Annotated in this window: 25 protein-coding genes, 1 pseudogene and 1 other annotated feature; of the genes and pseudogenes, 20 read left to right on the top strand and 6 right to left on the bottom strand. The window is 52.7% G+C overall.

Features of this window, described 5'->3' with window-relative positions; translation table 11 throughout:
* Window positions 1-101 precede the first annotated feature (101 nt).
* On the top strand, window positions 102-401 hold the full coding sequence (locus KI215_RS12010; protein ID WP_212775182.1) for an Fpa/YlaN family protein: 300 nt from the start codon (window positions 102-104) through the stop codon (window positions 399-401).
* A gap of 58 nt (window positions 402-459) precedes the next feature.
* Here KI215_RS12010 and KI215_RS12005 read toward each other — a convergent pair whose 3' ends face one another.
* The gene (locus KI215_RS12005; protein ID WP_212772960.1) at window positions 460-1,344 is read right to left on the bottom strand and encodes a LysR family transcriptional regulator; all 885 of its coding nucleotides are present in this window, start codon (window positions 1,342-1,344) and stop codon (window positions 460-462) included.
* A gap of 98 nt (window positions 1,345-1,442) precedes the next feature.
* Between KI215_RS12005 and KI215_RS12000 the strand changes: the two are divergent.
* A pseudogene (locus KI215_RS12000) lies at window positions 1,443-2,231 on the top strand (citrate/2-methylcitrate synthase); the annotation flags it as partial.
* 48 nt (window positions 2,232-2,279) lie between these two features.
* Here KI215_RS12000 and cax read toward each other — a convergent pair.
* Window positions 2,280-3,425 (bottom strand): calcium/proton exchanger, encoded by a 1,146-nt coding sequence (cax, locus tag KI215_RS11995; protein ID WP_212772958.1) that lies wholly within the window; start codon window positions 3,423-3,425, stop codon window positions 2,280-2,282.
* Between the two features lie 453 nt (window positions 3,426-3,878).
* Here cax and KI215_RS11990 point away from each other — a divergent pair, with 453 nt between their 5' ends.
* The 3 genes from KI215_RS11990 to KI215_RS11980 are packed head-to-tail and all read left to right on the top strand — an operon-like array spanning window position 3,879 to window position 5,933.
* A complete protein-coding gene (locus tag KI215_RS11990; protein WP_212772957.1) occupies window positions 3,879-4,694 on the top strand; it encodes an NYN domain-containing protein in 816 nt (271 codons plus the stop codon).
* A 50-nt stretch (window positions 4,695-4,744) separates the two neighbouring features.
* On the top strand, window positions 4,745-5,527 hold the full coding sequence (locus tag KI215_RS11985; protein ID WP_212775181.1) for an SDR family oxidoreductase: 783 nt from the start codon (window positions 4,745-4,747) through the stop codon (window positions 5,525-5,527).
* A gap of 28 nt (window positions 5,528-5,555) precedes the next feature.
* Window positions 5,556-5,933, top strand: a complete 378-nt coding sequence (locus tag KI215_RS11980) for an Asp23/Gls24 family envelope stress response protein (protein ID WP_212772956.1) — start codon at window positions 5,556-5,558, stop codon at window positions 5,931-5,933.
* Window positions 5,934-6,223: 290 nt separating this feature from the next.
* Here the strand turns inward: KI215_RS11980 and KI215_RS11975 are convergent, their stop codons facing one another.
* On the bottom strand, window positions 6,224-6,568 hold the full coding sequence (locus KI215_RS11975) for a YugN family protein (protein WP_246512105.1): 345 nt from the start codon (window positions 6,566-6,568) through the stop codon (window positions 6,224-6,226).
* 233 nt (window positions 6,569-6,801) lie between these two features.
* Between KI215_RS11975 and KI215_RS11970 the strand changes: the two genes are divergently transcribed.
* The 9 genes from KI215_RS11970 to KI215_RS11930 all read left to right on the top strand — a co-directional run bounded on the left by KI215_RS11970 (window position 6,802) and on the right by KI215_RS11930 (window position 13,074).
* Window positions 6,802-7,989: a M20 metallopeptidase family protein gene (locus KI215_RS11970; RefSeq protein WP_212772954.1), complete on the top strand. Its 1,188-nt coding sequence runs from the start codon at window positions 6,802-6,804 to the stop codon at window positions 7,987-7,989.
* Between the two features lie 104 nt (window positions 7,990-8,093).
* Entirely contained in the window at window positions 8,094-8,783 is a 690-nt protein-coding gene (locus KI215_RS11965) for a DUF421 domain-containing protein (RefSeq protein ID WP_212772953.1), read from the top strand.
* A gap of 65 nt (window positions 8,784-8,848) precedes the next feature.
* Complete coding sequence (locus KI215_RS11960; RefSeq protein WP_212772952.1) at window positions 8,849-9,274, top strand: CBS domain-containing protein; 426 nt, start codon at window positions 8,849-8,851, stop codon at window positions 9,272-9,274.
* Window positions 9,275-9,460: 186 nt separating this feature from the next.
* Window positions 9,461-9,862 carry a YhjD family protein gene (locus KI215_RS11955; protein ID WP_212772951.1) on the top strand — a complete coding sequence of 134 codons (402 nt, stop codon included), beginning with the start codon at window positions 9,461-9,463 and terminating at the stop codon, window positions 9,860-9,862.
* 20 nt (window positions 9,863-9,882) lie between these two features.
* Window positions 9,883-10,077, top strand: a complete 195-nt coding sequence (locus tag KI215_RS11950; RefSeq protein WP_212772950.1) for a hypothetical protein — start codon at window positions 9,883-9,885, stop codon at window positions 10,075-10,077.
* Between the two features lie 120 nt (window positions 10,078-10,197).
* Window positions 10,198-10,542, top strand: a complete 345-nt coding sequence (locus KI215_RS11945) for a cupin domain-containing protein (protein ID WP_212772949.1) — start codon at window positions 10,198-10,200, stop codon at window positions 10,540-10,542.
* Window positions 10,543-10,912: 370 nt separating this feature from the next.
* Window positions 10,913-11,371, top strand: coding sequence for a stage V sporulation protein AC (spoVAC, locus tag KI215_RS11940; RefSeq protein WP_212775180.1), 459 nt, complete (start codon window positions 10,913-10,915; stop codon window positions 11,369-11,371).
* 15 nt (window positions 11,372-11,386) lie between these two features.
* Complete coding sequence (spoVAD, locus tag KI215_RS11935) at window positions 11,387-12,436, top strand: stage V sporulation protein AD (RefSeq protein ID WP_212772948.1); 1,050 nt, start codon at window positions 11,387-11,389, stop codon at window positions 12,434-12,436.
* Window positions 12,433-13,074, top strand: coding sequence for a GDSL-type esterase/lipase family protein (locus tag KI215_RS11930; protein WP_212772947.1), 642 nt, complete (start codon window positions 12,433-12,435; stop codon window positions 13,072-13,074). Before spoVAD ends, KI215_RS11930 begins: the two co-directional genes overlap by 4 nt.
* A gap of 62 nt (window positions 13,075-13,136) precedes the next feature.
* Here the strand turns inward: KI215_RS11930 and KI215_RS11925 are convergent, their stop codons facing one another.
* Window positions 13,137-13,892, bottom strand: a complete 756-nt coding sequence (locus tag KI215_RS11925; RefSeq protein WP_246512308.1) for an HAD family hydrolase — start codon at window positions 13,890-13,892, stop codon at window positions 13,137-13,139.
* Between the two features lie 112 nt (window positions 13,893-14,004).
* Window positions 14,005-14,264 (top strand) — a binding site (T-box leader).
* A 51-nt stretch (window positions 14,265-14,315) separates the two neighbouring features.
* Here KI215_RS11925 and aroF point away from each other — a divergent pair.
* Together aroF and KI215_RS11915 are read left to right on the top strand one after the other, a co-directional pair.
* A complete protein-coding gene (aroF, locus tag KI215_RS11920; RefSeq protein WP_212772945.1) occupies window positions 14,316-15,329 on the top strand; it encodes a 3-deoxy-7-phosphoheptulonate synthase in 1,014 nt (337 codons plus the stop codon).
* A gap of 170 nt (window positions 15,330-15,499) precedes the next feature.
* Window positions 15,500-16,582 carry a S8 family peptidase gene (locus KI215_RS11915; protein WP_212772944.1) on the top strand — a complete coding sequence of 361 codons (1,083 nt, stop codon included), beginning with the start codon at window positions 15,500-15,502 and terminating at the stop codon, window positions 16,580-16,582.
* 309 nt (window positions 16,583-16,891) lie between these two features.
* Here the strand turns inward: KI215_RS11915 and KI215_RS11910 are convergent, their stop codons facing one another.
* Complete coding sequence (locus tag KI215_RS11910) at window positions 16,892-18,214, bottom strand: hemolysin family protein (protein WP_212772943.1); 1,323 nt, start codon at window positions 18,212-18,214, stop codon at window positions 16,892-16,894.
* 696 nt (window positions 18,215-18,910) lie between these two features.
* On the opposite strand from KI215_RS11910, the gene KI215_RS11905 reads away from it, so the two are divergent.
* Both KI215_RS11905 and KI215_RS11900 read left to right on the top strand, forming a co-directional pair.
* Window positions 18,911-19,144, top strand: a complete 234-nt coding sequence (locus KI215_RS11905) for a hypothetical protein (RefSeq protein WP_212772942.1) — start codon at window positions 18,911-18,913, stop codon at window positions 19,142-19,144.
* A 165-nt stretch (window positions 19,145-19,309) separates the two neighbouring features.
* Window positions 19,310-19,465 carry a hypothetical protein gene (locus KI215_RS11900; protein ID WP_212772941.1) on the top strand — a complete coding sequence of 52 codons (156 nt, stop codon included), beginning with the start codon at window positions 19,310-19,312 and terminating at the stop codon, window positions 19,463-19,465.
* An 87-nt stretch (window positions 19,466-19,552) separates the two neighbouring features.
* On the opposite strand, the gene KI215_RS11895 is transcribed toward KI215_RS11900, so the two are convergent.
* Complete coding sequence (locus KI215_RS11895) at window positions 19,553-20,032, bottom strand: protease complex subunit PrcB family protein (protein WP_212772940.1); 480 nt, start codon at window positions 20,030-20,032, stop codon at window positions 19,553-19,555.
* A gap of 171 nt (window positions 20,033-20,203) precedes the next feature.
* Here KI215_RS11895 and KI215_RS11890 point away from each other — a divergent pair, with 171 nt between their 5' ends.
* Both KI215_RS11890 and KI215_RS11885 read left to right on the top strand, forming a co-directional pair.
* Window positions 20,204-21,889 carry a DNA repair helicase XPB gene (locus tag KI215_RS11890; protein ID WP_212772939.1) on the top strand — a complete coding sequence of 562 codons (1,686 nt, stop codon included), beginning with the start codon at window positions 20,204-20,206 and terminating at the stop codon, window positions 21,887-21,889.
* Window positions 21,886-23,790 (top strand): helicase-associated domain-containing protein, encoded by a 1,905-nt coding sequence (locus KI215_RS11885; protein ID WP_212772938.1) that lies wholly within the window; start codon window positions 21,886-21,888, stop codon window positions 23,788-23,790. The genes KI215_RS11890 and KI215_RS11885 overlap by 4 nt, the downstream gene beginning before the upstream one ends.
* Window positions 23,791-23,948: the final 158 nt, after the last annotated feature.

Below are 23,948 nucleotides of genomic sequence, written 5' to 3'. Positions count from 1 at the left end.
ACTTTGCAAATTTGTTATGAACATGTTACACTATGATCAAGTGTAGTAGGTACGGCCGTTTTTCCTTTCCCAAAAGAGTAGCGGTCGGATAGGGGGGTTCTCTGTTGACGCCAACACAGACCGATCTCAACCAACGGGCGCTGGAATTGTTGCGCGAAGATGCGGAAAAGATTCACCAGTTGATTCATGTACAACTGGAACATTTGACAGCGCCGAAATGTCCGTTGTACGAAGAGGTTTTGGACACGCAGATGTTCGGCCTTTCCAGGGAGATCGATTTCGCCGTCCGGGCGGGCTTGATCGATCGGGAGCAAGGCCGGGAGATCATCAGCGACTTGGAACGGAAGTTGGCCGATCTCTACACGAAAGTACTCCCCTTATCAAAAACCAAAGAATCATGACACGCAAAGACTCCGGACGGGGTCTTTTTTATTTTTCCACCATCACCTGCGAAACGTTCTACTCTTCATAGGGCGGGTAAATCCCGCGAAGATCATCCACCAAACGGCGAAGGACCGGGGAAAGGGCCCGACGGTCGGGATGAAACAGACAAACGGGCAGTTGCGGATGCAGTTCGGGAATGCGCAACAGTCGCCATCCGGCCTGATCATGGGTCAAGGCCATCCGGGGGAGGATGGCGCTCCCGATTCCTTGGGATACTGCTTGTTTGATCGTCTCTATGTCGGGCAGTTCGAGAACGGGATCGATGGTCAAATCGTATCGTTCCAATTGTTCATCGAGCATCCGTCGCTCCGTTGTACCCGGCGCAGGCAGGATGATGGGGGTTTCCGGCAATCGTTTCAATGGAAAATACGCCATGCGGGCGATCGGGCTCTGAAAGGAAACGGCCAATGTAAACGTGTCATAGACCAAAACGGATACAGGAAAGCGAGAAAGGTTACCGGTCCGGTATGCGATGCCCAAATCGATCCGCCCCTCTTCCAATGCTTGAATGATCTGCACTTCAGTCAGGGTCAGCATGCGGATATGAACGTGGGGGCGTTCGGGTTGCAAATAGGGAGACAATCGCTGAAGCGCAAATCGTCCCAGGGTAACATCGACCCCGATCGTGATCCGAGTGATCGAATCGCCATTTTTTTGATGCAGGGCATGTTTGCTTTCTTCAAAAAGGGAGACCATTTTTTGGGCATAAGGAAGAAAAGATTTTCCCTCCGGTGTAAGCGAAACATGGGGACGGTGGAATAATGTGCAGCCCAGCTCTTCCTCCAGGCTCCGGATTTGTGCGCTGACGGCGGGTTGGGTCAACATCAGCTCTTCTCCGGCTTGGCGAAAATGCCGATGCTTCGCCACTGTGAGAAAGGTGATCAACTGTTGGATATGCATGGGATCCTCCCGTTTGATCAAATTCATTTATCAACGTGATGATAATGATAAATTAGATTTTTTTCAACAATTCGACTACGTAGGCTGTCGCCGCCTTATCGGACGAAAGCCAGTTTGACTGGCCGCCGACGCCGGATCAGGCATTGCAAGTGGCGGCCAAGATTCCGACGATCATCGGGGTTCGCCGCCATGCGTTACAGGGTGTGCCGTTTGATCCTCCGTCGCGGGATTGGACCCATGCGCAATGGCACGGTTGGTGTACGTGCGGAAGTGTGTTGCCTCCCCGGTATGTGCGCGCACTGGAGGCCTATCTCATCCTGACGGCGGAACACGGATTGAATGCGTCTACCTTCACCGCACGCGTTGTGACGTCCACACAGGCGGATCTGCCATCTGCGCTGTCAGCCGCCATCGGTGCATTGAAAGGTCCGTTGCACGGCGGTGCGCCAACTCATGTGGAAATGATGCTGGAGGAGATCGGTGACGAAAGGCTGGCCGAGGCGTATCTCCGATCGCGCCTGGATCAAGGAAAGCGATTAATGGGTTTCGGCCACAGAGTGTACAAAACCGTCGACCCTCGGGCTGAAGCGCTGAAAGCGATCGCACAAGAGATGGCCGAGGAGGAGCCCTGGTTCCGGTTGGCACTCCATGTGGAAAAAGAAGCGGTCCGTCTGCTTCAGGAATACAAACCGGGACGCCAACTGTACGCCAATGTGGAATTCTACGCTTCGGCGGTGTTGAAAGCGATCGGTTTGCCCAAGGAGATGTATACGCCGACTTTCATTTCTTCTAGGGTGATCGGATGGGCCGCCCACGCGTTGGAGCAGGCGGCGGCCAATCGGATCATCCGCCCCGATTCCCGCTATATGGGTCCGATGCCGGAATAGTGACGAAAGCCCCCTGCAAACGCAGGGGGCTTGTTTGTGATGGGAGTATTAAACGACAAAGAATGCCGTACCCAAAATGATGTAAACCAACAGCAACAACACGCCTTCATACCAGTTGGTCGACCCGTCCCGGGAAATGGAGGAAGCGATAAAAGCGGAAACGGCAATTGCCGCCAATTCGTACCCCGAAAACACCAGGTCCATCGGTTTGCCGACCAAGTAGCTGGCGAATACCAGTACCGGCGCGACAAACAACGCAACTTGTAAACTGCTGCCGATCGCGATCTCCACTGCAGCGCCGATCCGGTTTTTCATGGCCAGGAACACAGCGGCGCTGTGCTCAGCAGCATTACCGATGATCGCGATCAGGAACGCACCGACAAACAGCTCCGACCAACCCAGTGCATGTGCGACGGCTTCCACGCTGTGGACCAACCATTCACTCTGAAGGGCGACAAAAGCCGTGGAAACCAACAGGAGCAACAGGGAAACGCCTTTTGACCACTCCGGTCCCTCTTCTTCCTCATTCTCCGCGGTAGCAGTCGCAGCAGCAAAAGCCGGCGTACCGGCAGCAGGGCTCCTTTCCGGTTCGTCCAGCGGAGAGTGTTCCTCCGGCAACCCGTCCACTGCATCACCCAATTCCTTGCGGTGGGTTACCAGGGAGAAGAACAGCCAGAGAAAATATCCGATGATCAGTGCGGCTGCGATGCTCAGGCTCAAAATATGTACTTCTTTTCCTTGGAGTCCCTTGATAAACGCGGCGGGAATGAAAAGCGCGATGACAGCCAGCAGCATCAGGGAAGCATTGTGCCCGGCCAGCATCGTGTTGAACCGTTGGATTTTGTACCGCAATCCGCCGAACAGCACACTCAATCCGAGTACGAGTAACAGGTTGCCGATGATGGATCCCGTGATACTCGCTTTAACCATGTCAAACAACCCGGCCTTCACCAGGAAAAACGCGATAATCAGTTCAGCGGCATTGCCGAAAGTGGCGTTCAAAAGCCCTCCCAGACGTTCGCCGGCGTAATGGGCGACACTTTCCGTGGCCTTACCCAGCAACGCAGCCCAAAACAACAGCGACAAACAGGCGGTGGCGAATTGAATCGGCTGGGAATGGAGAAAAAAGTGCGCACCGATACTGAGAAGTGTAGACAAGATCAACAACGGCAAAAACCACTTTTGCTTCAACATTTTTCACTCCTTGTCCCATTTTAGTTTGTCCTCGGATGCTTCCATCATACTGGATGGATCGGGCATGGGAAAAGTCAGCTTGTTGGTGGGGAGAATCCATCGGCGAGACATTATTTGTTTTTTGTTCCAACCACTTTCAGGACAATTTCAAAAAATGCCGCTCCCTTGTATTGTACGGGAAATCTTGTTGAATGCAATGGGGGAGCGGACAGGATTTAGCAGGACCCGGTTGAATTTCGATCTGGTATACGCTGTGTGATGAGATCGGCAAGATGGGGACCAAATTGCGCAGTTTGATTGAATTACTGTAACAAAAGGATTCCGATGTGTGTTTGTCGAATTCATCCATAATCAGAAAGCGGAAAAGTGTATGGTTGATCGGTTGATAGAGGGATATGTCATAATCCGAGGCGGTGAAGTTTGAGACAAAGTGAGGGATCGGAGGCCTTACCCATGAATTTGGAGAAACATATCGCCGTGTTCATCGATTTGGAAAATGTCTATTACGGGCTCAAGAAATACCATATGGACCCGGATCATCCCGATGCGCACCACAACTTGTTTCTGCGGTTGCAGGAACATTACGGCAAGGACAAGATCCGTATGATGGAGGCGTACGCTGATTTTGAACAGTTGGACTTGTCTATGATGAGCCTGCAGCGCAAACGGGTACATGTCCATCAGGTGTACGGCAACGGCCGGGGAGGAGAAGAGCGGAAAAACGCCGCGGACATCCAGCTTTGCCTGGATGCGATGGAAGTGTTATACGAACTTCCTGAGGTGACGACGTTTGTCATTGTCAGTGCTGATCAGGACATGATCCCTTTGCTGGATCGCCTATGGTCTCACGGTAAAAAGGTGGAGCTTTTCTGCCTGTTTGACGAGAGCCTCTCCAAATCCGCTCAGCTTCCCGAATTTTGCGATAAAATTTACAATCTGTTCGAATTTTTGCACATTCCTCAGTTTCAGAATCTCTCCCAAATGGATCGATTGGTTCAAAGCGCCATCATCCATATTTATGAGTGGTATGAAGACCCCAACAATTTTGACAAGAGTTATGGCAGTTCCTGGATCAAGAAGGATCTCATGCGCAAGTTTCGATTGTCCGACGGAGAAGTGAATGATTTGTTCACCAAGCTTGTGAGGGGACGCTATTTGGAGCCCTACGAGATTGGCGTGGATGGAAAGAAGTTCTACGGTTACCGGACCAATATGGACCATCCGCAGGTGCGGTTGATCGTCAAAATCGCCGGGTATATGGTAGGATAGAAGTACTAAAACGGCTAATTTCATTGCAACGAAAGAGAGGGATTGTGGCGTTGGATCTCGGACTGAAAGGAAAAGTGGCGTTGGTGACAGCATCCAGTCGGGGATTGGGACGAGCGATCGCACATCGTTTGGCCGGTGAGGGAGCTAAAGTGGCTGTTTGCAGCAGGGATCAGGCCCGTGTGGAAGAAACCGCTCAGACGATCGCCGAGCAAACGGGAGCAGAAGTGTTCCCCGTGGTGGCTGATGTATCGCGGGCGGAATCGGTGAACAAGCTGATTGATGAAGTCGTCGGGCGGTGGGGACGGATTGATGTTCTGGTGTGCAATGCGGGCGGACCGCCCAGCGGTACATTTGAGATGTTTGACGATGAGGTGTGGCAGCGAGCGTTTGAAACCAATTTGCTGAGCGTGGTGCGTTTGGTGCGTGCTGCTTTGCCGCATATGTCCAAAGGCGGAAAGATCATCACCATCGCTTCCACCAGTGTCAAACAACCAATTCCCGGTTTGATTTTGTCCAATACGATGCGGGCCGGAGTGGCTGGATTGATGAAGTCGTTGGCTGAGGAGCTGGCTCCGCGCGGGATCTTGGTCAACACGGTTTGCCCGGGTCGTATCGCCACGGATCGCGTGCAGGAGTTGGACGAGTCTTTCGCCGCAAAAAAAGGCGTATCAGTAGAGGAAGTGCGCAGAGCTGTATCCGCTCAAATTCCGCTGGGACGCTATGGGGAGCCGGACGAGTTTGCCCGTGTTGTCGCTTTTCTGGCTTCTGACGCCAACACGTATGTGACGGGTCAGGCGTTGATGATTGATGGCGGAATGGTCAAAGCATTATAACATATATTCTAGATCGAGGAGGGTCTTTATGTCGGAAACCTTATCCCAAGGAAGCATACGCATTGCCGACGATGTGGTGGCAGTGATTGCTGGCTTGGCGGCCACGAAAACAAAAGGGATTGCCAGCATGTCCGGTGGTATCACCGAAGGTTGGGCCAAACGGGTCAGCGGTAAAAACGTGACGCGCGGTGTATCGGTGGAAGTGGGGCAAGTGGAGACAGCCATCGATTTGCGGGTCATCGTGGAATACGGTGTCAAGATCAATGAAGTGGCACGTGAGCTGCAACAAAACGTCAAAGAGGCGGTAGAAACGATGACCGGTCTCCGCGTGGTCGAAGTCAATGTCAAGGTGGAGGGCGTTGACATCAAGGAGAAAGAAGAAGAACAGGAAGAGCGCGTACGCTGAAGGATAGAGTTCACCGACTCCATGTTCCCGTGTCTGGCAACTTGATCAGCACGCAACGTAAGCCCTACCGAGAGGAAAACCGGAAAGCGCAGGAACATTCGCGGGCAATCTTCTTTAAAACCGAAGGGTACTTTACCCACGCCCTGCGCTGCCCGGTTCAAAGCGGCCAAGATCACTTTCCTTGCAGGGCGCAGGTAGAGAGAGCCGGGAAAGCGATATGGATCGATTGATCAGACACCACATGAAACTCATCAGCAATCTCAGCCGCCATCGATGGCGGCTGTCGTCTGTCATGCGGTCAATTTCTGATGAGCTTCTTTCAGGACAGAGGCAACAGCTTCCCGAAAAGCTTCCGGGATTTCTACCGAGTAATCCAGACCGTGCGGAAAAATATGACGGGCAAAAGCGGCATTTTCCAACTCCACTATGGCCTTGGGGTTTTCCAACTGTCCTTCCACTGCGCGGGCCATAATGCGCAGATAGTAGTCCTGTCCGGTCTTTTCTTCATGGTACTTCATGTCGTAAACAGCTTTGTTGTAATCCCATGACCAGCGAACAAAGCCCAAGCCGGTCAAAACGCTTTCCACTTCGCCAAACGTTTTGCGAATCCCTTTCAACTGAATTTCTTCCAACACCTTGTTCCCCCTCTCTTGGCGCACCACATCCCTTTTCATGATAGTATGTTCTGACAACGGGTGCAAGGCAGCGGATTGTTAATAGTGAGGATTGATTCGGTTTCTCCGTGGAAAGCCGTTCCCGTCTCCATTTGATTTTTCGTGTCATCGGAATGATTTTTTTGTTTGAAGGGCGTTTTTTGTTAAGATGAAATTCCAAGGTGCTTGAAGGTGTCGGGAGGGACTTTTATTACATGCGAGATTGGAATGAACCGATTCGTGCGCTGTTCCCGCAAATGGTAAAATGGCGCCGTGAATTTCATATGCATCCAGAACTCTCTTACCAGGAAGCGCGCACTTCGGCGCGGGTAGCGGAAATCCTAAAACAAGCCGGTCTGGAGGTGCGCACCGGTGTTGGCGGAAGGGGTGTGATCGGAATTCTTCACGGCAACGGGGATTCGTCGCGAACAGTGGCCTTGCGTGGCGATATGGATGCGTTGCCGATTCAGGATGAGAAGACGTGTGAGTACCGGTCCAACGTACCCGGCGTCATGCACGCTTGCGGTCATGATGCCCACACGGCTGCTTTGCTCGGTGTGGCCGTTCTGCTCAGTCAACACCGTAAAGAGGTTCCCGGTCGGATTGTCTTTTTGTTTCAGCATGCCGAAGAAGTCCTTCCCGGAGGGGCGGAGCGCATGATCGAAGACGGTGCTTTGGAGGGAGTGGATGCCGTCTACGGCGTTCATCTCTGGACTCCTTTTCCCGTCGGGGTTGTCGCTTTGAACGATCACGCCCTGATGGCCGGAGCGGATACATTTCACATCGAAGTGATCGGTAAGGGCGGGCACGGTGGTTTGCCGCATGAAACGGTAGATGCGATCGTCATCGCATCCCATCTGGTCGTCAATCTGCAAACCGTTGTCAGCCGACAAATCGATCCCCTCAAGTCAGGTGTTATCACCATTGGTCACATTCAAGGCGGTCAAGCGTGCAACGTGATCGCGGAACGTTGCGTCTTGACAGGCACGATACGTACACTGGACCCGACACTTCGAGAATTTATCTCCGCCAGAATCAGCGAGGTGACCGAACAGACTTGCCGTATGTACGGGGCTACTTATCGCGTTGATTTCGAGTGGGGCACACCCCCGCTAGTCAATCACGCTGTAGAAGCCCACAGAATGGCTGAAGTGGCCCGCCGGATCGTAGGCAATGCAAAGGTGTGGGAAGTGCCGCCGGTGATGGCAGGAGAGGACTTTGGCTACTACCTGCAACAGCGTCCGGGCGCTTTCTGTTTTGTCGGTGCGGGCAATCCTGAGCGCGGCATCCGTTATCCACATCATCATCCATTATTTGATATTGACGAAGAAGCGATGAAAGTGTCGGCCGCGTTGCTCATTCAGACCGCGATGTCGTATTTGCGTGGAGATCCGGTGAAATAAAGGGTTTTTATATAAACAGATCTGGAGCGTTTTCACTCGCTCCTCTTTTTTTTTGGGAATAAGTGGACATACTATCACCCGATTAAATGCGGGAGGGAAAAGAGATGGATTTTTTGGAGGTAATCTTTCAGACAGTCATCGCTTTCGTGGTGATTCTGGTGTTAACCATGATTCTCGGGAAACAGCAAATCGCCCAGATGACATATTTCGAATATATCAACGGGATCACATTCGGTTCAATCGCGGCCACATTGGCGACCGACATCGACCAGCATACGTGGCAGCATTTGATCGGACTGGTGTTGTTCGGTGGGTTGACCTTGCTGTTGTCGTACCTCTCACTAAAAAATCGCAAAGCCCGTCGCTGGCTAGAAGGAGACCCGGTCATCGTCATCCAAAACGGCCAGATCATGGAGGAAAATCTGAAAAAAAACCGGTTTCATTTCGACGAAGTGATGGAACTGTTGCGACAAAAAGGCGTGTTCGACATATCCCAAGTACAGCAGGCCGTGTTGGAAAACGACGGACAAATCACGGTGATGCTGAAACCACAATATCAGCCGCTCACCAAAGACAGTATGGCCAAACCGTCGGGACCTGCCAATATGCCGATCGAATTGGTAATCGACGGCCAGGTGATCTACGAAAACCTGCAAAAGGCCGGCAAGAACGGACAGTGGCTTATGAACCAAATCCGGAAGCAAAAAGGGGTGCAATCACTTCGTGACGTCTTTTACGCCAGCTTGCAGTCGGACGGTACTGTCTATGTGGATGTGCGCAACGATCAGGCCTGAGAATAAAACATACACCTGCACGCCACAATAAGTAAAGCACTGTATGTAAAAAGGAGGAACCTTGCATGGGACAACTGAAAGATATCATGACCCAACAAATCGCTTACGTTACGCCGCAAGACAACGTGTATGAAGTGGCTAACCTGATGAAACAACACAACGTGGGGATGATTCCGGTTGTTGAAAATGGCGCGTTGCAAGGAGTCATTACCGATCGCGATCTGGTTCTGCGTTGCATCGCAGAACGGCAACCCAACTCCCTGAAGGCGAGCGACGTCATGACCGGCAACCCGGTCACAGGCAATCCCGACATGTCGGTGGCGGAAGCCTCCCAACTGATGTCCCAACATCAAATCCGTCGTCTGCCCGTGGTGGAAAATGGGCAAATGGTCGGAGTTGTGGCGATCGGGGACATGGCGGTTCGCGATACATTCTCCGATCAAGCCGGTCAGGCATTAAGCAATATTTCCGAGCCCAGCCAACCGCAATAGCATTACATCGCCTGTTGGAGCGTGGAAAAAACCCGGCACGTCGCCTTTCATGCCCCCCATTAACCATGGGAGAGAAGGCGGCGTTTGCTTGTTTTTGGATACAATTTCCGTCGTGATCAAAACATATGTTCGCATATAATAAAAACGGAAAACGATGCAGGTGTGATGGCCAGGTAGGTGATGTCCATGATGATTCCGCCGGAGGAATACAACCGATTCGCTGATCTCATCAAGCGGCTGGTGGTATTGGACGTGCTGGCCCGCGCACTGGAAATCGATCAACGGGGGATGGAACGTCTCCCGTTAAAGTTTGGAAGAGTGTGGAAGGAAACGATGGCGGAGGTCATGCAGCGCGTAGAACAGGAGCGGGTACAATGCCGACGACAACTGCGCCGGTGCGGGGGACACATCGTGGAGGTGCGCCAGTGGTCGGATGCGCGAGAAGTGCAGGCGCGGTTCCGCGGTTTTTTCTATCGGCACTGGTTTGACAACGAATGGCTTCGCAGTGAATGTGAAGAGTGGCTTCGCTCGTATTGGCGGGAGGGCAAAAATACCAGACAACAAACTCCCCGGACTCGGTCACATTAAACATGAAGGGAGGATGTAGCATGAGAAAAGGTCTGATTCCTGTCATGCTGGGTACATTGGTTTCCACACTGGGCGTCTCGCTGATCAACCGGAAGCGGAAAAACTGGTTCCGTAAAACCCGTTCCACCCGACCGTACGGTTGGGGTGTGTTTGGATTCGGTCTGGCTCACATCTTATTGGGCGGGATTGATCTGTTCCGTCGGCGCGCGCGATAAGAATGAGACTAGGGGAGAGTCTCCCCTCTTTTTCTTGCAAAAAGTTTGCTTTCTTCAGTTGAATCATATCCCGAATTTGCAGTACAATGTACCCAAATGGCGAAGGGGGTTGCAAAATCAATGGAGGGGCCCTATGTAATCCGCAAGGGTGGCAGTGACTGGATTCCGATGGGAAATGGGGTACAGCTGAGCTATCTGCGAAAAAGCGGCAAGGAATACAGCATTTTGCTGAAGATGGAGTCCGGAGGCCGTTTTCCGATGCATGAACACGTCGGTGGAGAAGAAGTTTATGTCATCGAAGGAAGCGTGCAACTTGGAAAAGTTCGTTTGGAACAAGGGGACTATTACTATGCTCCTCCCGGTGTGAGCGAAACTGCCATGACGGAAGACGGTTGTACATTGCTGATCACCTCTGCACGGGGCTTGGAAGTCAACAATCCGACAGCCAAAGTGACGGCTCAATGACAGCCGTTCCACATATATCGTTTATGAAGAGCGAGCGAAAACTCGTCTGAAACGAAATCATCTAAGCTTGGACGAAGACATCGTGGATGGATGTGGGTTGCCACACCAGATGAAGCGAGAAGCCCACGGCGACCAAATGATGTCTTTGGTTCTTTAGCCGTGTGGATCAAGTCACTGTTTTATGATGGCCAAGCAGGAGGCACGTTTACCCGACCGCAATACCATTGCGGGACGGGAAACGTGCCTTTTTTCGTCTGTTCGACTCATCGCATAAAATCCTCGATTTCATCGCACGATATGAAAGCGATTGTTGCTGAGGGAGTGCGATTCCGAGATGAGCGATCAAGAACAACAAGCAGAACAGCAAGCCATGCAACAAGCTGAAGAGCAAGCGAAAATTGAGCAATACCAGCAAGTGGCGAAACAATATCAGCCCCGGCCCAAATTGCTTCGAAACTGTTTGAAGGCCTTTGTTGCCGGCGGCTTGATTTGCGTGATTGGTCAGTTGCTGCAAAACATGTACATTCATGTTTTTCATTTTCAACCCGACAAAGCGGGGGATCCGACCGTAGCCACCCTGATCTTCATCGCATCTGTACTCACCGGGTTGGGCGTGTTTGACAAGATCGGACAGTGGGCCGGAGCGGGAACGGCGGTGCCGGTGACCGGTTTTGCCAACTCCATCGTATCTGCTGCGTTGGAACACCGCGCGGAAGGATGGGTGCTTGGCATTGGCGGCAATATGTTTAAATTGGCCGGATCGGTCATCGTGTTCGGCGTGGTGGCCGCCTTTTTCATCGGAATTATTCGTACGTTGTTCTTTTCGTGAAGGGAGGGTTGAGCGATGGCGACAAACGAAACGAAAGCACTTGGAAGAAGCACATGGGTTTATCCATCGGGTGTTGGAATCTTAGCGAGCGCGGCAGTGGTGGGGCCCAAAGAAGGCGATGGTTTGCTGAAGGATGACTACGACATTATTTACACGGATATGTATGCCGGACAGGATACATGGGAAAAAGCCGAACGAAAGATGTTGGAGGATGCGGTCGCCACGGCCGTGGAAAAAGCCGGGTTGCAGACATCGGACATTCCGGCCTATCTGGCGGGTGACTTGTTGAACCAAAATATCACCTCATCCTTCTCGGCCAAAACACACCAGATGCCGTTTATGGGTGTTTACGGTGCCTGCTCCACCTCCATGCTGTCTTTGTCGTTGGCAGCGGCGTTGGTGGATGGAGGGTATACGCCCTATGCAGTGGCTGGTGTCAGCAGTCATAACGCCACTGCGGAAAAACAGTACCGTTATCCGACCGAATATGGCGGACAAAAAACGGATACAGCACAATGGACGGTGACCGGAGCCGGAGCTGCCGTGGTCGGACGGGGCGAAGGCGGTCCTCTCATCCGTTATTCCACCATTGGAAAAGTGGTCGATCGAGGGGTGAAAAATCCCTTTGATTTGGGAACGGCGATGGCTCCTGCTGCTGTGGACACGATTCAGACTCATTTCCAAGATACAGGTCGCATGCCGGGAGATTACGATTTAATCGTTACTGGCGATTTAGCCAAAGTAGGCCATCCCATCGCAGCCGATCTGCTTAAACAGGCGGGGTATGACCTCGGTGAGCGCTTCCAGGATTGCGGGTTGATGATTTACAGTCCGGGTCATGAAGTATTCGCCGGCGGTAGTGGATGTGCCAGCAGTGCGGTGGTGACCTACGGACACATTTTAAAGCAGATGCGTCAGGGGACATGGCGGCGAGTACTGGTAATTGCAACGGGAGCTTTGTTAAGCCCGATTTCTTATCAACAAGGTGAATCCATTCCTTGTATCGCTCATGCGGTGGCTTTGGAAATGTCTGAAGCGGCGGAAGGGAGCGGCGGATTGTCATGAATCAGATCGCCTATTTGGCTTTGGGCGATTCGTTGACGGAAGGAATTGGAGCGCGCGTTCCGTTTGTGGAGCAGTTTTTCGACCACCTGCGCCGAACGGAAGATTGCCAGGTGCGAAACTGGGGCGTTTCCGGGATGACGTCGGAAGAACTGTTTTCGATGTTGGGAAATTCGGGGATTGGCCGGTTGGTAACGCGTATGTCCCACATCACCGTAACCACGGGCGGTTGCGATTTCATCCACACGTATGAAACGGACGGCGTTTCCATCATCAGTTTGACCCGTACGATGCGGCGCGTACAATTACAAGTGGATCGCATCCTAGGTTTGCTCAGGAAGTACAATCCGGAAGCGACGATCCATCTGTTGGGGTTTTATTTGCCCCTACCTGCTTATGAGCAGGGTTTGTGGATGGCTACCCGGTTGATCACCTCGATGAACCAAGCGTACCAGCGGTTATGCCGGCAACATGGGGTACATTGGGTTGATCCGTTTGACACGTTCCTCCACCGCCATGACTATTTTGCTGATGAAGTGCATCCCAACCAAAAAGGGCACGACGAATTGGCCCGCCTTTTCATTCAAACGGCGGACCCGGAACAGGCCGGAAGCAATCAATTGCCAAACAGTCATCCTTAGAACATGGCTGGTAAATCAATGGATTAAATCTAAGCGAAGCGTACTTTCCCGCGTCCCGTGCTCTATTTACTCATCAATTCCCGTTCCCAAATTTTCAGCAGTTCGTCCAAGCTACAGATGATATATTGAGGGCGACATGTTTCGTGAAACGCCGAAGGCACTCCTTCCCGATGGAGGCGGTGATTCAGACAGGTTGAAAACAATGGATGACGGGTCCGTTCTGTGATGGGGAGGTTTCGCAAATCCGAAGGCATTTCGCGGTAAATCCACACGGATATTTGTTGAGCCCGGTTCGCTCCCAACACATCTTGATCCAACCGGTCTCCCACATGAATTACCTGTCTATCTTTTCCGAATTGGAAAAAAGCAGCTTGCGGTTTGGCGTACCGCATCTCCTCCGGTGTGTAGAACCCGCCGAAATACGGGGTCAAGCCCAGGCAGTCTGTCACCGGACGCTGGTATCGGGTAAATCCATTGGTGGCCGCCACCATGTGGGCGCCTGCTTGGGTCAAGCGATCCATTGCCGGCAACACATCCGAAAACAACCATACTTTCCCCACACATGCGTGCTTTTCCACCAACTCGCGTACGGTAAAGGGGATTGCGTGTTCCAAGACGACCGAGCAAAGGATGTCATCCCAGTCATAGGCCTCCGGGTAAGCACCATTTGAGAGCCGTCGCCGGTGTTCACGGATGAGGCGGTTCACGGGTTTTTCCTCTGAAAAATGTGATTGTAACCAACGGTTGATCTCCGGAAACACCCAGCGTCGAAATGGATTGATCATCAATGTATGATCCAGATCAAAAGAAAGCAACACTTCATTCAATCGGCCCCATCCCCTTTTTGTCATGGGTTCAAAATTCCTCATTCGCCCTGTTGACAGATTTGCCAGAACGTGATAAGTTATAAATCAAATTTCACTTTCATACCCAAAAGCGTTGAAGAGGCGAAGTAGGCAGTGGAGACCCGATTGCAGAGAGCCGGTGGTGGCTGCGAACCGGTATCGGCCCATTGACCGAATTACCCCTCGGAGCTGTTGGCTGAAACGTTGGGTGATCAGTAACCCCACGGAGTAGGTCAAACCGGCTTTCCCCCGATATCGGGAATCGTGCGGACGATCGGTCCGTGCGACAGAGTGGAATCTTTCGGGATTCAATAAGGGTGGTACCGCGAGCTCCTCGTCCCTTACGGATGAGGAGCTTTGTTATTATGGATATTCGATTCAAGGAGGCGGCGCGTTATGATTTTGGTGTTGGAACCAAACTTAACGGATGAGCAGGTGGCGAACATAGTCCGTCAGTTGGAGGAAAAAGGAGTTCAGGTTCATTACTCCAAAGGTGTGGACAAAACGATTCTCGGTCTGATCGGTGATAAGCGGAAAATCGCAGAATTGCCGGTGGAGCGGTTTCCCGGCGTGGAAAAAGTGGTGCATGTCAGCGAACCGTTCAAATTGGCCAGTCGCCATTTTCACCCGGAGGCGAGCCGAATCCAAGTGGGCAATGTTGTGATTGGCGGCGAGGAACCGGTGGTGATTGCTGGACCGTGTTCCGTTGAGAGTCGGGAGCAGTTGATGGCCACAGCGGAAGCGGTGAAAAAAGCGGGTGCGCATATCCTTCGCGGTGGGGCGTTCAAACCGCGCTCGTCCCCCTACTCGTTCCAGGGATTGGGTGAGGATGGTCTGAAGTTGTTGGCCGAGGCTCGCGAAAAAACCAGCATGCCGATCATCTCTGAAGTGATGGATCCGGAAAACCTGGAGATGGTGGCTGAGTACGTCGACATCCTGCAATTGGGTGCCCGAAACATGCAAAACTTCCATCTGCTCAAAAAAGTGGGGCGAATCAACAAACCGGTAATGTTAAAAAGAGGTCTTTCCGCCACCATTGAAGAGTGGTTGATGGCGGCCGAGTATATTTTGAATGAAGGAAATCCTCATGTGATCCTGTGTGAACGCGGGATTCGCACATTTGAACAGTACACACGGAACACGTTGGATATCAGTGCCGTTCCGGTCGTCAAACACTTGAGCCATCTGCCGATCATCGTTGATCCCAGCCATGCTGCCGGAAAATGGCGCTATGTGACGCCATTGGCCAAAGCGGCGATCGCAGTCGGCGCGGATGGCTTGATGATCGAAGTGCATCCCCAGCCGGAAAAGGCGTTGTCCGACGGACCGCAGCAGCTCACGTTCGACAAGTTTGATGAACTGATGCACCAAGTGAAGGCATTGACGTCGCGGTTAGAGCCGGTGGGTTAACGAAAGCCATCTTGATTCAATCACAGACAGGCCGGATCTCCCGATCGGGAGACCGGCCTTTTTTTTGTTCACCAACTGTCAATTCCTGCTAAAAATCAACCGATGGCTAAGCATCTCGTCCAATCTTTCATTCTAGTTGCCTCATACATTGTCGTATGAGGTGATGAAACATGATGGAAGATCGACGGTTTACGTTTCTGTTTCGCACCTGTCCCAAACCGGAGAAGATCCAGCGATGGGGAGGGAAAGTCTACCATGTCAGCCGCTATAGTCAATCGGTGTCCGCCGTCGTACCATCGGCCAAAGCGCTGAAAGCGCTATTGCGCGACGATGATCTCATTTTGGCCGAACGGGATCGTTTGGTAGGGTTGCCTTCACCGCAGTTGGAACAGATTTATCGAGTTCCAAGTATTCGGAAAAAATCGCGTTCCTTACGACAGGTGTTGCCCTGGAACATCCAGCGCGTTTGGAACGCCAAACCCGTATCCAATGCCGGCAAGGGCGTACGCGTAGGCGTGATCGACACCGGGATTGATTTGACCCATCCCGATCTCAGAGGCAACATCAAGGGTGGGGTCAACCTGATCAAACCGGGTGCATCCCCGCAGGATGATAATGGACACGGGACGCACGTGGCCGGGATCATTGCCGCGGTTGACAATCGGATCGGTGTGGTGGGTGTGGCACCTGCAGCGCAATTGTACGCCATCAAGGTGTTGAACAGTCGCGGCGTGGGTAGGTTGACCACATTGATCAAAGGAATCGAATGGGCAATCGACCACGGTATGCACATTTTAAACATCAGTATTGGCGGCGGGACGTCCGTTCCCGGAAATCTGGTCGCCGCGATCCATGCCGCGGTCAATCGGGGGATTCTCGTGGTTGCTGCAGCGGGCAATAACGGGAAGGCCAACGGCAAAGGAAATAATCTGGAAGTACCTGGGAAAATATCCGGTGTCGTCGCCGTGGCTGCATTGGCCAAAAATAATCGTCGTGCGCCATTTTCCGCGACGGGGCCAGAATTGACCATCGCTGCTCCCGGTGTGAGGATTTTGAGCACTTTCACAGGTGGCCGTTATGCCGTTTTGAGTGGGACATCACAGGCGGTACCGCATGTGGCGGGAGCGGCGGCGGTATTCAAACAGTTGCACCCGGGTTTGTCTCTTTCGGCGCTGAAACAAGTGTTGACCAGACGTGCCAGGCGTACAGGCGCTCCTCACCTGACGGGGGCAGGTTTGGTGCAAATCCGTTGAATTTGGATTCATGGGACCGGATGTGGAACAACCGCATGAACATTTGGTGGAAATCAAGCGGGGCACCCGTTAGTCGAGGTACCCCGCTCATGCGTCATATAGAAACTGTCTACATGATGGGGTGAGAGACGGAGGGCGTGTCTGGTAAATCCGTGAGGGAGCAAATGCTTTACCAGGTGAGCGAAGACCCGGAAAACGCAGGAATGAAATCGCGAAGCGTATTTTGCCCATGTTCTGCGCTTCGGTTCGGAGCGGCCATGGCCCACTCTCTTGAGGGCGCAAGTGGGGCGAACCCGGGAGATACGCCGATTACGATGACGTCTTCTGGTTTTCGGGCGGCGCCGGTTTGACAAGCAGACGGGTGATGCTGCGCTGATCAATTTCCTGCACGATGAAGAGGAGGCCGTCGTACACGACGCGGTCCCCCACTTTGGGGACTTCCTGCAGTTGTGAAAAGATCCATCCACCGATCGTGTCGTTGTCGGGATCTTCGATGTGAATGTTGAAATGCTCGTTAACTTCTTCGATCAGCAGGCGGGCGTCAATCGACGTCTCGTCTCCTTTTTGTTGGAAGAATGGTCGTTCGTCATCAAATTCGTCCTGAATTTCACCGACAATCTCTTCGATGATGTCCTCCGTCGTCACCAGGCCGGATGTGCCGCCGTATTCGTCGACGACAACGGCCATACCAGCCCGGTTTTTTTGTAAAATCCGAAGGATGTCCTTGATTTCCATCGTCTCCGGTACCAGGGTAACCGGGCGAACCAGCTGGGTGATATCAGGCTTCTCCCCTTCCGCCAGCCGTTCATAGATATCGCGAATATGGATGATGCCGAGGATGTCGTCCTTGTCTTTGCCACACAGGGGAAACCGGGTGTATCGTGCTTCCTTGACGATCTTCATGTTTTCCTCAAAGGACAGATGGGCGTACAAGCAGACCATATCGACTCGGGGAACCATGATCTCTCTCGCCACCCTGTCGGTGAAATCAAAGATATTGTCAAACAAGGACAGTTCCGTCTGGTCGATCAACCCGCTTTTGTGGCTTTGCTCCACTAACATGCGTATTTCTTCTTCGTCGTGCGCCATCTGATGATCGGGTACGGGCTCGATTCCCAGCCACTTTAATACTTGGTTTGCAGCATTGTTCAACACCCAGATAAATGGATAAAACAACCGATAAAACCAAATCAGCGGACGCGAGGTGAATAGGGTGATATTCTCCGACCGCCGAATGGCCAGTGATTTGGGCGCCATTTCCCCCAGCACGATGTGAAGAAACGTAATCAAGCTGAACGTGATGGCAAACGATACCGTATGTATCATCCAATCGGGCAGATGAAGCCATTTCAGCGCTGTATCAATCACACGGGCAACAGCCGGTTCGCTGATCCAACCCAAACCAAGCGAAGCCAATGTAATGCCCAGCTGAGTGGCTGATAAATAAGCATCCATGTTGGCCAGCACTTTTTCTGCCGCTTTGGCCCGACGGTTTCCTTCTTCCGTCAATCGGGCGATCCGGGTAGAACGCACTTTGACAATCGCGAACTCCGCCGCTACGAAAAAGCCGTTCGCCAGTACGAGCAAAAAGACGAGTGTGAATTTAAACAAAAGGATAATCACGTTTTCCAACGGCAGAAGAACCCCCCGTTCATGATGTTCGACGCATCGGCACAGGTGAGACTGTATTTGGTAAATCCATATGGATCCATGTGTGCTGTTTCCCCTCTCACGCCTGTTTCACGAAATTCATGATCACACTCGTAGTAAAACGAAACGGTCAACCTGAATGACCGGACGGATCACAGATTGACACAACCTCATGGCATATTGTGTCCAACCTGTTTTGTTTCATCGTCAGGTCATCGCTGGCGTGATGGGGTACATTTCCTGTCCGTATTATTTTAACGCAAAAGTAAGGGTCGGTCTAAGACAGGCATCCCTATTCATACAATCTGATGAAACAAAGGAGGGAACGGAATGGAAATCTATTCGACCGAACGACCTTATCCGGGCATGACTTATCCGTGGCAGTGGGATCATACATATTTTCCATTACAGACGGGAATGTCACCGTGGACAATGGCCGGAGCGCCAAGTTATCCCAGTTATCCGGGATTCCAACCGGGTGGGGGAGCACCGGGCTTTCCGGGGTTGGGACCATGGATGGGATGGCCATGGTCCATGATGCCATCACCTGGAGGTCAACCGGGCTGGCCTGTTTCATGGACGCGAGGATGGGATGGTTCGGGGAATTGTCGAGATTGCCAATCCAATCCTCCCTTTGCTCCATGGACATCGTGGACGTCATGGTGGGGAGTTCCACCCATGTACAATGAAGTGCCGAGTTGGTCGTATCCAGGCGAGCCGACCGCTCCCAGTGCTTCACCGTATTCTGCACGGGAAGCGGACTCGGAACAACCAACCGCGTATTACCAATTCGATCCTGCGGGGGAGCCGTTGTGGGAATCTATGGAATCCCCGGAATCTCCCTGGATTCAAACACCGGAGATGGAGAATGTGGGTGCCGAAGATTCCACAGATCCACATGAAAATGGATGAATCAGGCACCTGCTTGACGCATAAAACATTCATTGGAACCCTTTCATGGTTTCCACCCTTCCTTGCATGATACCTTTCGGATGGTGTTTTCCTCCGAAAGGTTTTTTTGTGGAAAACAACATAGCGGGGAACAATGAAAAGAGTGACTCAAAAAGGAGGGAAAACATGATGGAAATTCGAGAAAGAGGGATCCCGGAGATCCCGCCGGCCATTCGGGAACCAGAGATCACGAGCCCGCATCAGCCAGAAATCGTGTCTCCGAGAAGTCCCGATCATCCCCGCGATCCCGGTCCGATCCGAGCGGACGAAGCGAAACGTTGACACGCTAAACGCCGGAATGAGCGGGACTCTTGAGAGGCTTTTTTGGCAAGCTTGATCGCTTCTCCGATCCGTAATGTTGAAGGTCTTTTACATTTGAGCTGGAGGCCGGGCGGTCTTAATGCGGAATTGGAACGTGACGTCTGTCTGCAAGGGGATGGAGACGACCGTTACTGGGTAGGTGATCACTTGGGTGACGAGTGATCCGGGAGGAGGTGCCTGCTCTTTGGCATATACAACCACCGTATGGCCAAGGCGGTGAATACGCTGGATCTCGATCCGATAACCACCGGTTGGTCGCATGCCCAACGCCGCGATCACATAGGTGCGTTCATTCGCATGAACAGCGACACCAGTGGGCTTTCCCGTCGCTTGTATCTCCTCCCACCGTTTCTTTACTTCAACGGGCAACTGTTGTAACGATTCTTGGCGAAAAGGGATGTTCATGTCGTCTTGGGGCGTTTTCCCTTGTGGGGTCCCATGATCGCGGGACATCCCTCCGCCACAACCGGTGATGCCCATCATCAACACCAGTAACAGCATGACAATCACCTTCCATGGATTTTTCATGGGCAGTACCCTCCTGTTTGATTCGCCTTTTCCTTTATAGACCCCTTTCGACTGGGAAAAGTTTCAATGGATTGCAACGGGTTGGATAAATTTACTATTTGTTAGGTTTTTTGTCATGGTTTTGTGCATTGTTGTTCAGAATAACCAGTAGATGGAAAGGAGGGGTGCAGGGTGTATCGACCCGATCTGCCATTGATCGTACAGAGAGACCGCACGTTATTGCTGGAAGTGAGACATCCGTTGTTCGACGAGGTGCGGGATCGTTTGGCGTCATTTGCGGAGCTGGTCAAAAGCCCGGAGTACATTCATACATACCGTTTGACCCCTTTGTCGCTTTGGAATGCAGCGGCCAGTGGCGTCACCGTGGAGGAAGTGATCGATGTATTGACGCGCTACAGCAAATTCGAACTGCCATCGTCGTTGCTGGATCAAGTACGGGATTGGATGTCGCGGTACGGCAAGATCCAATTGCGTCGGACCGGAAGCGAGTTAACGATTGGGTGCAGGGATCGATTGTTGTGGAAAGCGCTTATACATATGCCTGAAGTGCGGGAGTTGGGATTGAAAACGTTGGATGACACAACAGCGGTGATCGATCCTGCATGGCGCGGAAAAGTGAAACAATTGTTTTTACGCATGGGGTACCCGGTGGAAGACATCGCCGGGTACAGCGAGGGAAAAGCATTGGAGGTTGCGCTCAGGGATCGATCCCGGTCAGGAGATCCATTTACGTTGCGGTCCTATCAGCGGGACGCGGCCGATGCTTTTTATCGATTCGGATCGGTTTACGGCGGGAACGGCGTGTTAGTGTTGCCGTGCGGAGCGGGAAAAACCATCGTCGGGTTGGCCGCGATGGCGAGGGTAAAGCGGGAAACATTGATCCTAACCCCCAATGCCACCTCCGTCCGGCAGTGGGTGCGTGAGATTTTGGACAAAACGGATCTTCCCGAGGCATGTGTGGGGCAATATACCGGGGAGAAAAAACAGGTTGCCCCAGTTACAGTGGCAACTTATCAGATTTTGACCCACCGGACTGACCAGCACGCTCCGTTTACCCATATGCGGTTGTTTGAAGAGCGGGATTGGGGATTGATCATCTATGATGAGGTTCACCTGTTGCCTGCACCCGTATTTCGGGCCACCGCCGATTTACAGGCCAAGCGGCGATTGGGGTTGACTGCGACGCTGGTCCGGGAGGACGGGCGCGAGGAAGACGTATTCAGCCTGATCGGTCCCAAAAAGTACGATGTGCCTTGGAAAGTGCTGGAGTCGAAAGGATGGATTGCAGAAGCGGTTTGCATCGAGATTCGTACCCCGATGCCTCCGGCGATACGACAGCAGTATGCATGCGCGCAAAAACGGCACCGGTACCGGATTGCTGCCGAGAACCCGAGCAAAGTGGCAGTGCTGAGAGACATATTGCGGCGTCACGCCGATGAACCTGTGTTGATCATCGGTCAATACTTGAGTCAGTTGAAAGAGATTGCACGGGAATTGGCGGCGCCGCTGATTACCGGACGTTTGGCCCAGCGGGAACGGGATCAGTTGTACGAACGATTTCGGCAAGGAGAAATTCCCGTGTTGGTCGTCTCCAAAGTGGCCAATTTTGCGATCGATTTGCCTGATGCCGGAGTGGCAGTTCAGGTATCCGGGTCGTTCGGTTCCCGGCAGGAAGAAGCCCAGCGGCTGGGACGAATTCTGCGCCCCAAACAGGGGAAAAACCAAGCTCATTTTTACCATATCGTTTCCCGGGATACAGTTGATCAGGAGATGGCCATGCACCGTCAGCTCTTTTTGGTGGAGCAGGGATATCGATACACCATCCGGGATGCCGAGCAATGGGAGGTGGAACAGTGAACATCACGCTGTGTTTTCGATCCTTGTCCCCGTCTGTCCGTTCCCGGATTGCCGAATGGCACGGTTTGGCGGATGAAGAAGCGGAACGACTGCCCGAACGATTGTCCGATACCGAATTTTTACGGAAGATACGGGAAGGTATGGACGAGGCCGAACAGGCGTGGATGGATCATTTCACTTTTGTGGTCGGCAGTGGTGTGTGGAGCGGACGGGATTTGGGAAAACGGGAGGGAGTGCGCTTCTTGCCGTCGGTGTCGCTGCGTGTCGCTCTGCTGCGGCTCAGGCAAAAGGGATTGGTCTATGCCGTTCGCAGTGCGGGTGGACAGTTGGGCCACCTATGCCCGGAAGAGGTTCGCCGGGCATGGTTTCGTCTGAGATGGGGGGAGCAGCGGACAATCCGTCCGGTTTTCGACGTTCAAGCGGAAGAATTGGCCGGAGGCGGTTTATACCAGGACCTGTTTCAATTTTTGATCTTGATTCACCAGCATTCACCCCGGTTGACGCAAGACGGACGTTTGTACAAGCGGACCGCGCAAAAATGGAACGCGGAATTGGAGATAGAAACGGAAGCGTTACACCACACCCCGTGGGACACAAACGGCGAAAGTGACGATCAACCACCTGCGTTGAAATTGGTCTGGCATCTGGCACATGATTGGGATCTGGTTGAGGTGGTGGAGGACCGGCTTGTCCTGCGGGAAGCGGTGGTGAGGGAATGGTTGCACATGTCGGAACGGGTGGCACAGCGTCGGTTGTACGATTGGGTGAAACGGCGGCTGCTTCAGGATAATCCGGGCAGAGAAGCATGGTGGTGGGGTTTGGAGGAAGCGGGAAGGGACTGGACGCCGGTTGACGGTGGAGGAAACTCGGTGCCTTATGGGGAAAAGCCGAACCTCTCCCAAATCCGGCAATGGCTGCGGTCCCTTCAGGCGATGGGGTGGGTCGATCTGGGTAGGAACAGAAAGCGGTCATACTGGCGGTGGAGCAACTGTTCGCCTTTTGCGGATCATTTGGTGGAAACCGCGGACAAAGGGTTTGTCAAACCGGATTTTGAAGTGTTGATTCCTTTCACCTTCCCCATGGCCGAACGGTGGCAGCTTGCGCAATTTGCCGATTATGTCGGAGGAGATCGAATGTTGACCTATCTCTTGACAGTGGAATCCGTCCGTCGCGGAAGAGCGCAGGGGATGTCAACCGGGGAAATTCTTTCGGCTCTGGAGCAGATCGGCGATTCTCCTTTGCCCGATAACGTACGGATCGGTGTGGGTCAGTGGGCGGCACAAGCAGGGCGTATCACTTTTCGCACTTGTGTGTTGCTGGAATGTCAGGACGAGCGGTTGGCAGATGAATTGGAACAACATCCGGAAATCGGCCCCAGACTGCAAAAAAGGATCAGTCCCACCGCATTTCAGGTGACAGCAGAGGAAATTGCACAACTGCAGGAGTTGTTGGACGGACAAGGATATCCCTTTTTGCCAGGCTTGCTTGAAGAAACGGAAAAGATGTGGTGGCGTCTGCCGCCTCCGCCATCCCTCGGCTCGGTGGGCAGTCGTTTTTCTGACAGGGCGATGGGGAAGGCGGGACAGCTGGTGGATGCGTACCCGGAGATCAATGAGGCGGTACCTGGCATACAGCATTTGCCTCGGATGTGGACGTCGGGATTGCGTGCGTATCATCGAACCACTGTTTTGGATATGGTCCGAAAAGCGGCAGAATGGGATTTGGAGATGATGGCGACGCGGGAAGGAGCCGAGCCGATCCAATTTTTCCCGAAGCAAGTCGACAATGTCGGCGGACATTGGCTGATCCGGGGGCAAAACCGGCGTGGTGGGGAGGATCACTGGAAACTGGAAGAGCTGTCCGCCGTGCAGATCCTCATTCCGGATGAACTTCGCCGATAGTGTCCAGGGCATGTTTGGTCATTCCGTAAGGGAGCAATGTTTTCCCAGGTAGGGCCTTTACCAAGGCCCTGACTGAGTGAAGACTCGGGAAGCACAAGATGGGAATCGCGGGCAATTTCCTTAAAGCGAAGCGTACTTTGCCAGCGTGCTGCTCTGAC

This window comes from Polycladomyces abyssicola (assembly GCF_018326425.1).
In the GTDB taxonomy this organism is placed as follows: Bacteria; Bacillota; Bacilli; order Thermoactinomycetales; family JIR-001; genus Polycladomyces; species Polycladomyces abyssicola.
This window is presented reverse-complemented; position numbering and strand designations above follow the sequence as displayed.

Coding starts and splice junctions, on each gene's coding strand:
- KI215_RS12005 (WP_212772960.1), bottom strand. CDS start 1,344: ATGCATATCCAACAGTTGATCACCTTTCTCACAGTGGCGAAGCATCGG.
- cax (WP_212772958.1), bottom strand. CDS start 3,425: ATGTTGAAGCAAAAGTGGTTTTTGCCGTTGTTGATCTTGTCTACACTT.
- KI215_RS11990 (WP_212772957.1), top strand. CDS start 3,879: ATGAATTTGGAGAAACATATCGCCGTGTTCATCGATTTGGAAAATGTC.
- KI215_RS11980 (WP_212772956.1), top strand. CDS start 5,556: ATGTCGGAAACCTTATCCCAAGGAAGCATACGCATTGCCGACGATGTG.
- KI215_RS11970 (WP_212772954.1), top strand. CDS start 6,802: ATGCGAGATTGGAATGAACCGATTCGTGCGCTGTTCCCGCAAATGGTA.
- KI215_RS11965 (WP_212772953.1), top strand. CDS start 8,094: ATGGATTTTTTGGAGGTAATCTTTCAGACAGTCATCGCTTTCGTGGTG.
- KI215_RS11960 (WP_212772952.1), top strand. CDS start 8,849: ATGGGACAACTGAAAGATATCATGACCCAACAAATCGCTTACGTTACG.
- KI215_RS11955 (WP_212772951.1), top strand. CDS start 9,461: ATGATGATTCCGCCGGAGGAATACAACCGATTCGCTGATCTCATCAAG.
- KI215_RS11950 (WP_212772950.1), top strand. CDS start 9,883: ATGAGAAAAGGTCTGATTCCTGTCATGCTGGGTACATTGGTTTCCACA.
- KI215_RS11945 (WP_212772949.1), top strand. CDS start 10,198: ATGGAGGGGCCCTATGTAATCCGCAAGGGTGGCAGTGACTGGATTCCG.
- spoVAC (WP_212775180.1), top strand. CDS start 10,913: ATGCAACAAGCTGAAGAGCAAGCGAAAATTGAGCAATACCAGCAAGTG.
- spoVAD (WP_212772948.1), top strand. CDS start 11,387: ATGGCGACAAACGAAACGAAAGCACTTGGAAGAAGCACATGGGTTTAT.
- KI215_RS11930 (WP_212772947.1), top strand. CDS start 12,433: ATGAATCAGATCGCCTATTTGGCTTTGGGCGATTCGTTGACGGAAGGA.
- aroF (WP_212772945.1), top strand. CDS start 14,316: ATGATTTTGGTGTTGGAACCAAACTTAACGGATGAGCAGGTGGCGAAC.
- KI215_RS11915 (WP_212772944.1), top strand. CDS start 15,500: ATGATGGAAGATCGACGGTTTACGTTTCTGTTTCGCACCTGTCCCAAA.
- KI215_RS11905 (WP_212772942.1), top strand. CDS start 18,911: ATGTACAATGAAGTGCCGAGTTGGTCGTATCCAGGCGAGCCGACCGCT.
- KI215_RS11900 (WP_212772941.1), top strand. CDS start 19,310: ATGATGGAAATTCGAGAAAGAGGGATCCCGGAGATCCCGCCGGCCATT.
- KI215_RS11895 (WP_212772940.1), bottom strand. CDS start 20,032: ATGAAAAATCCATGGAAGGTGATTGTCATGCTGTTACTGGTGTTGATG.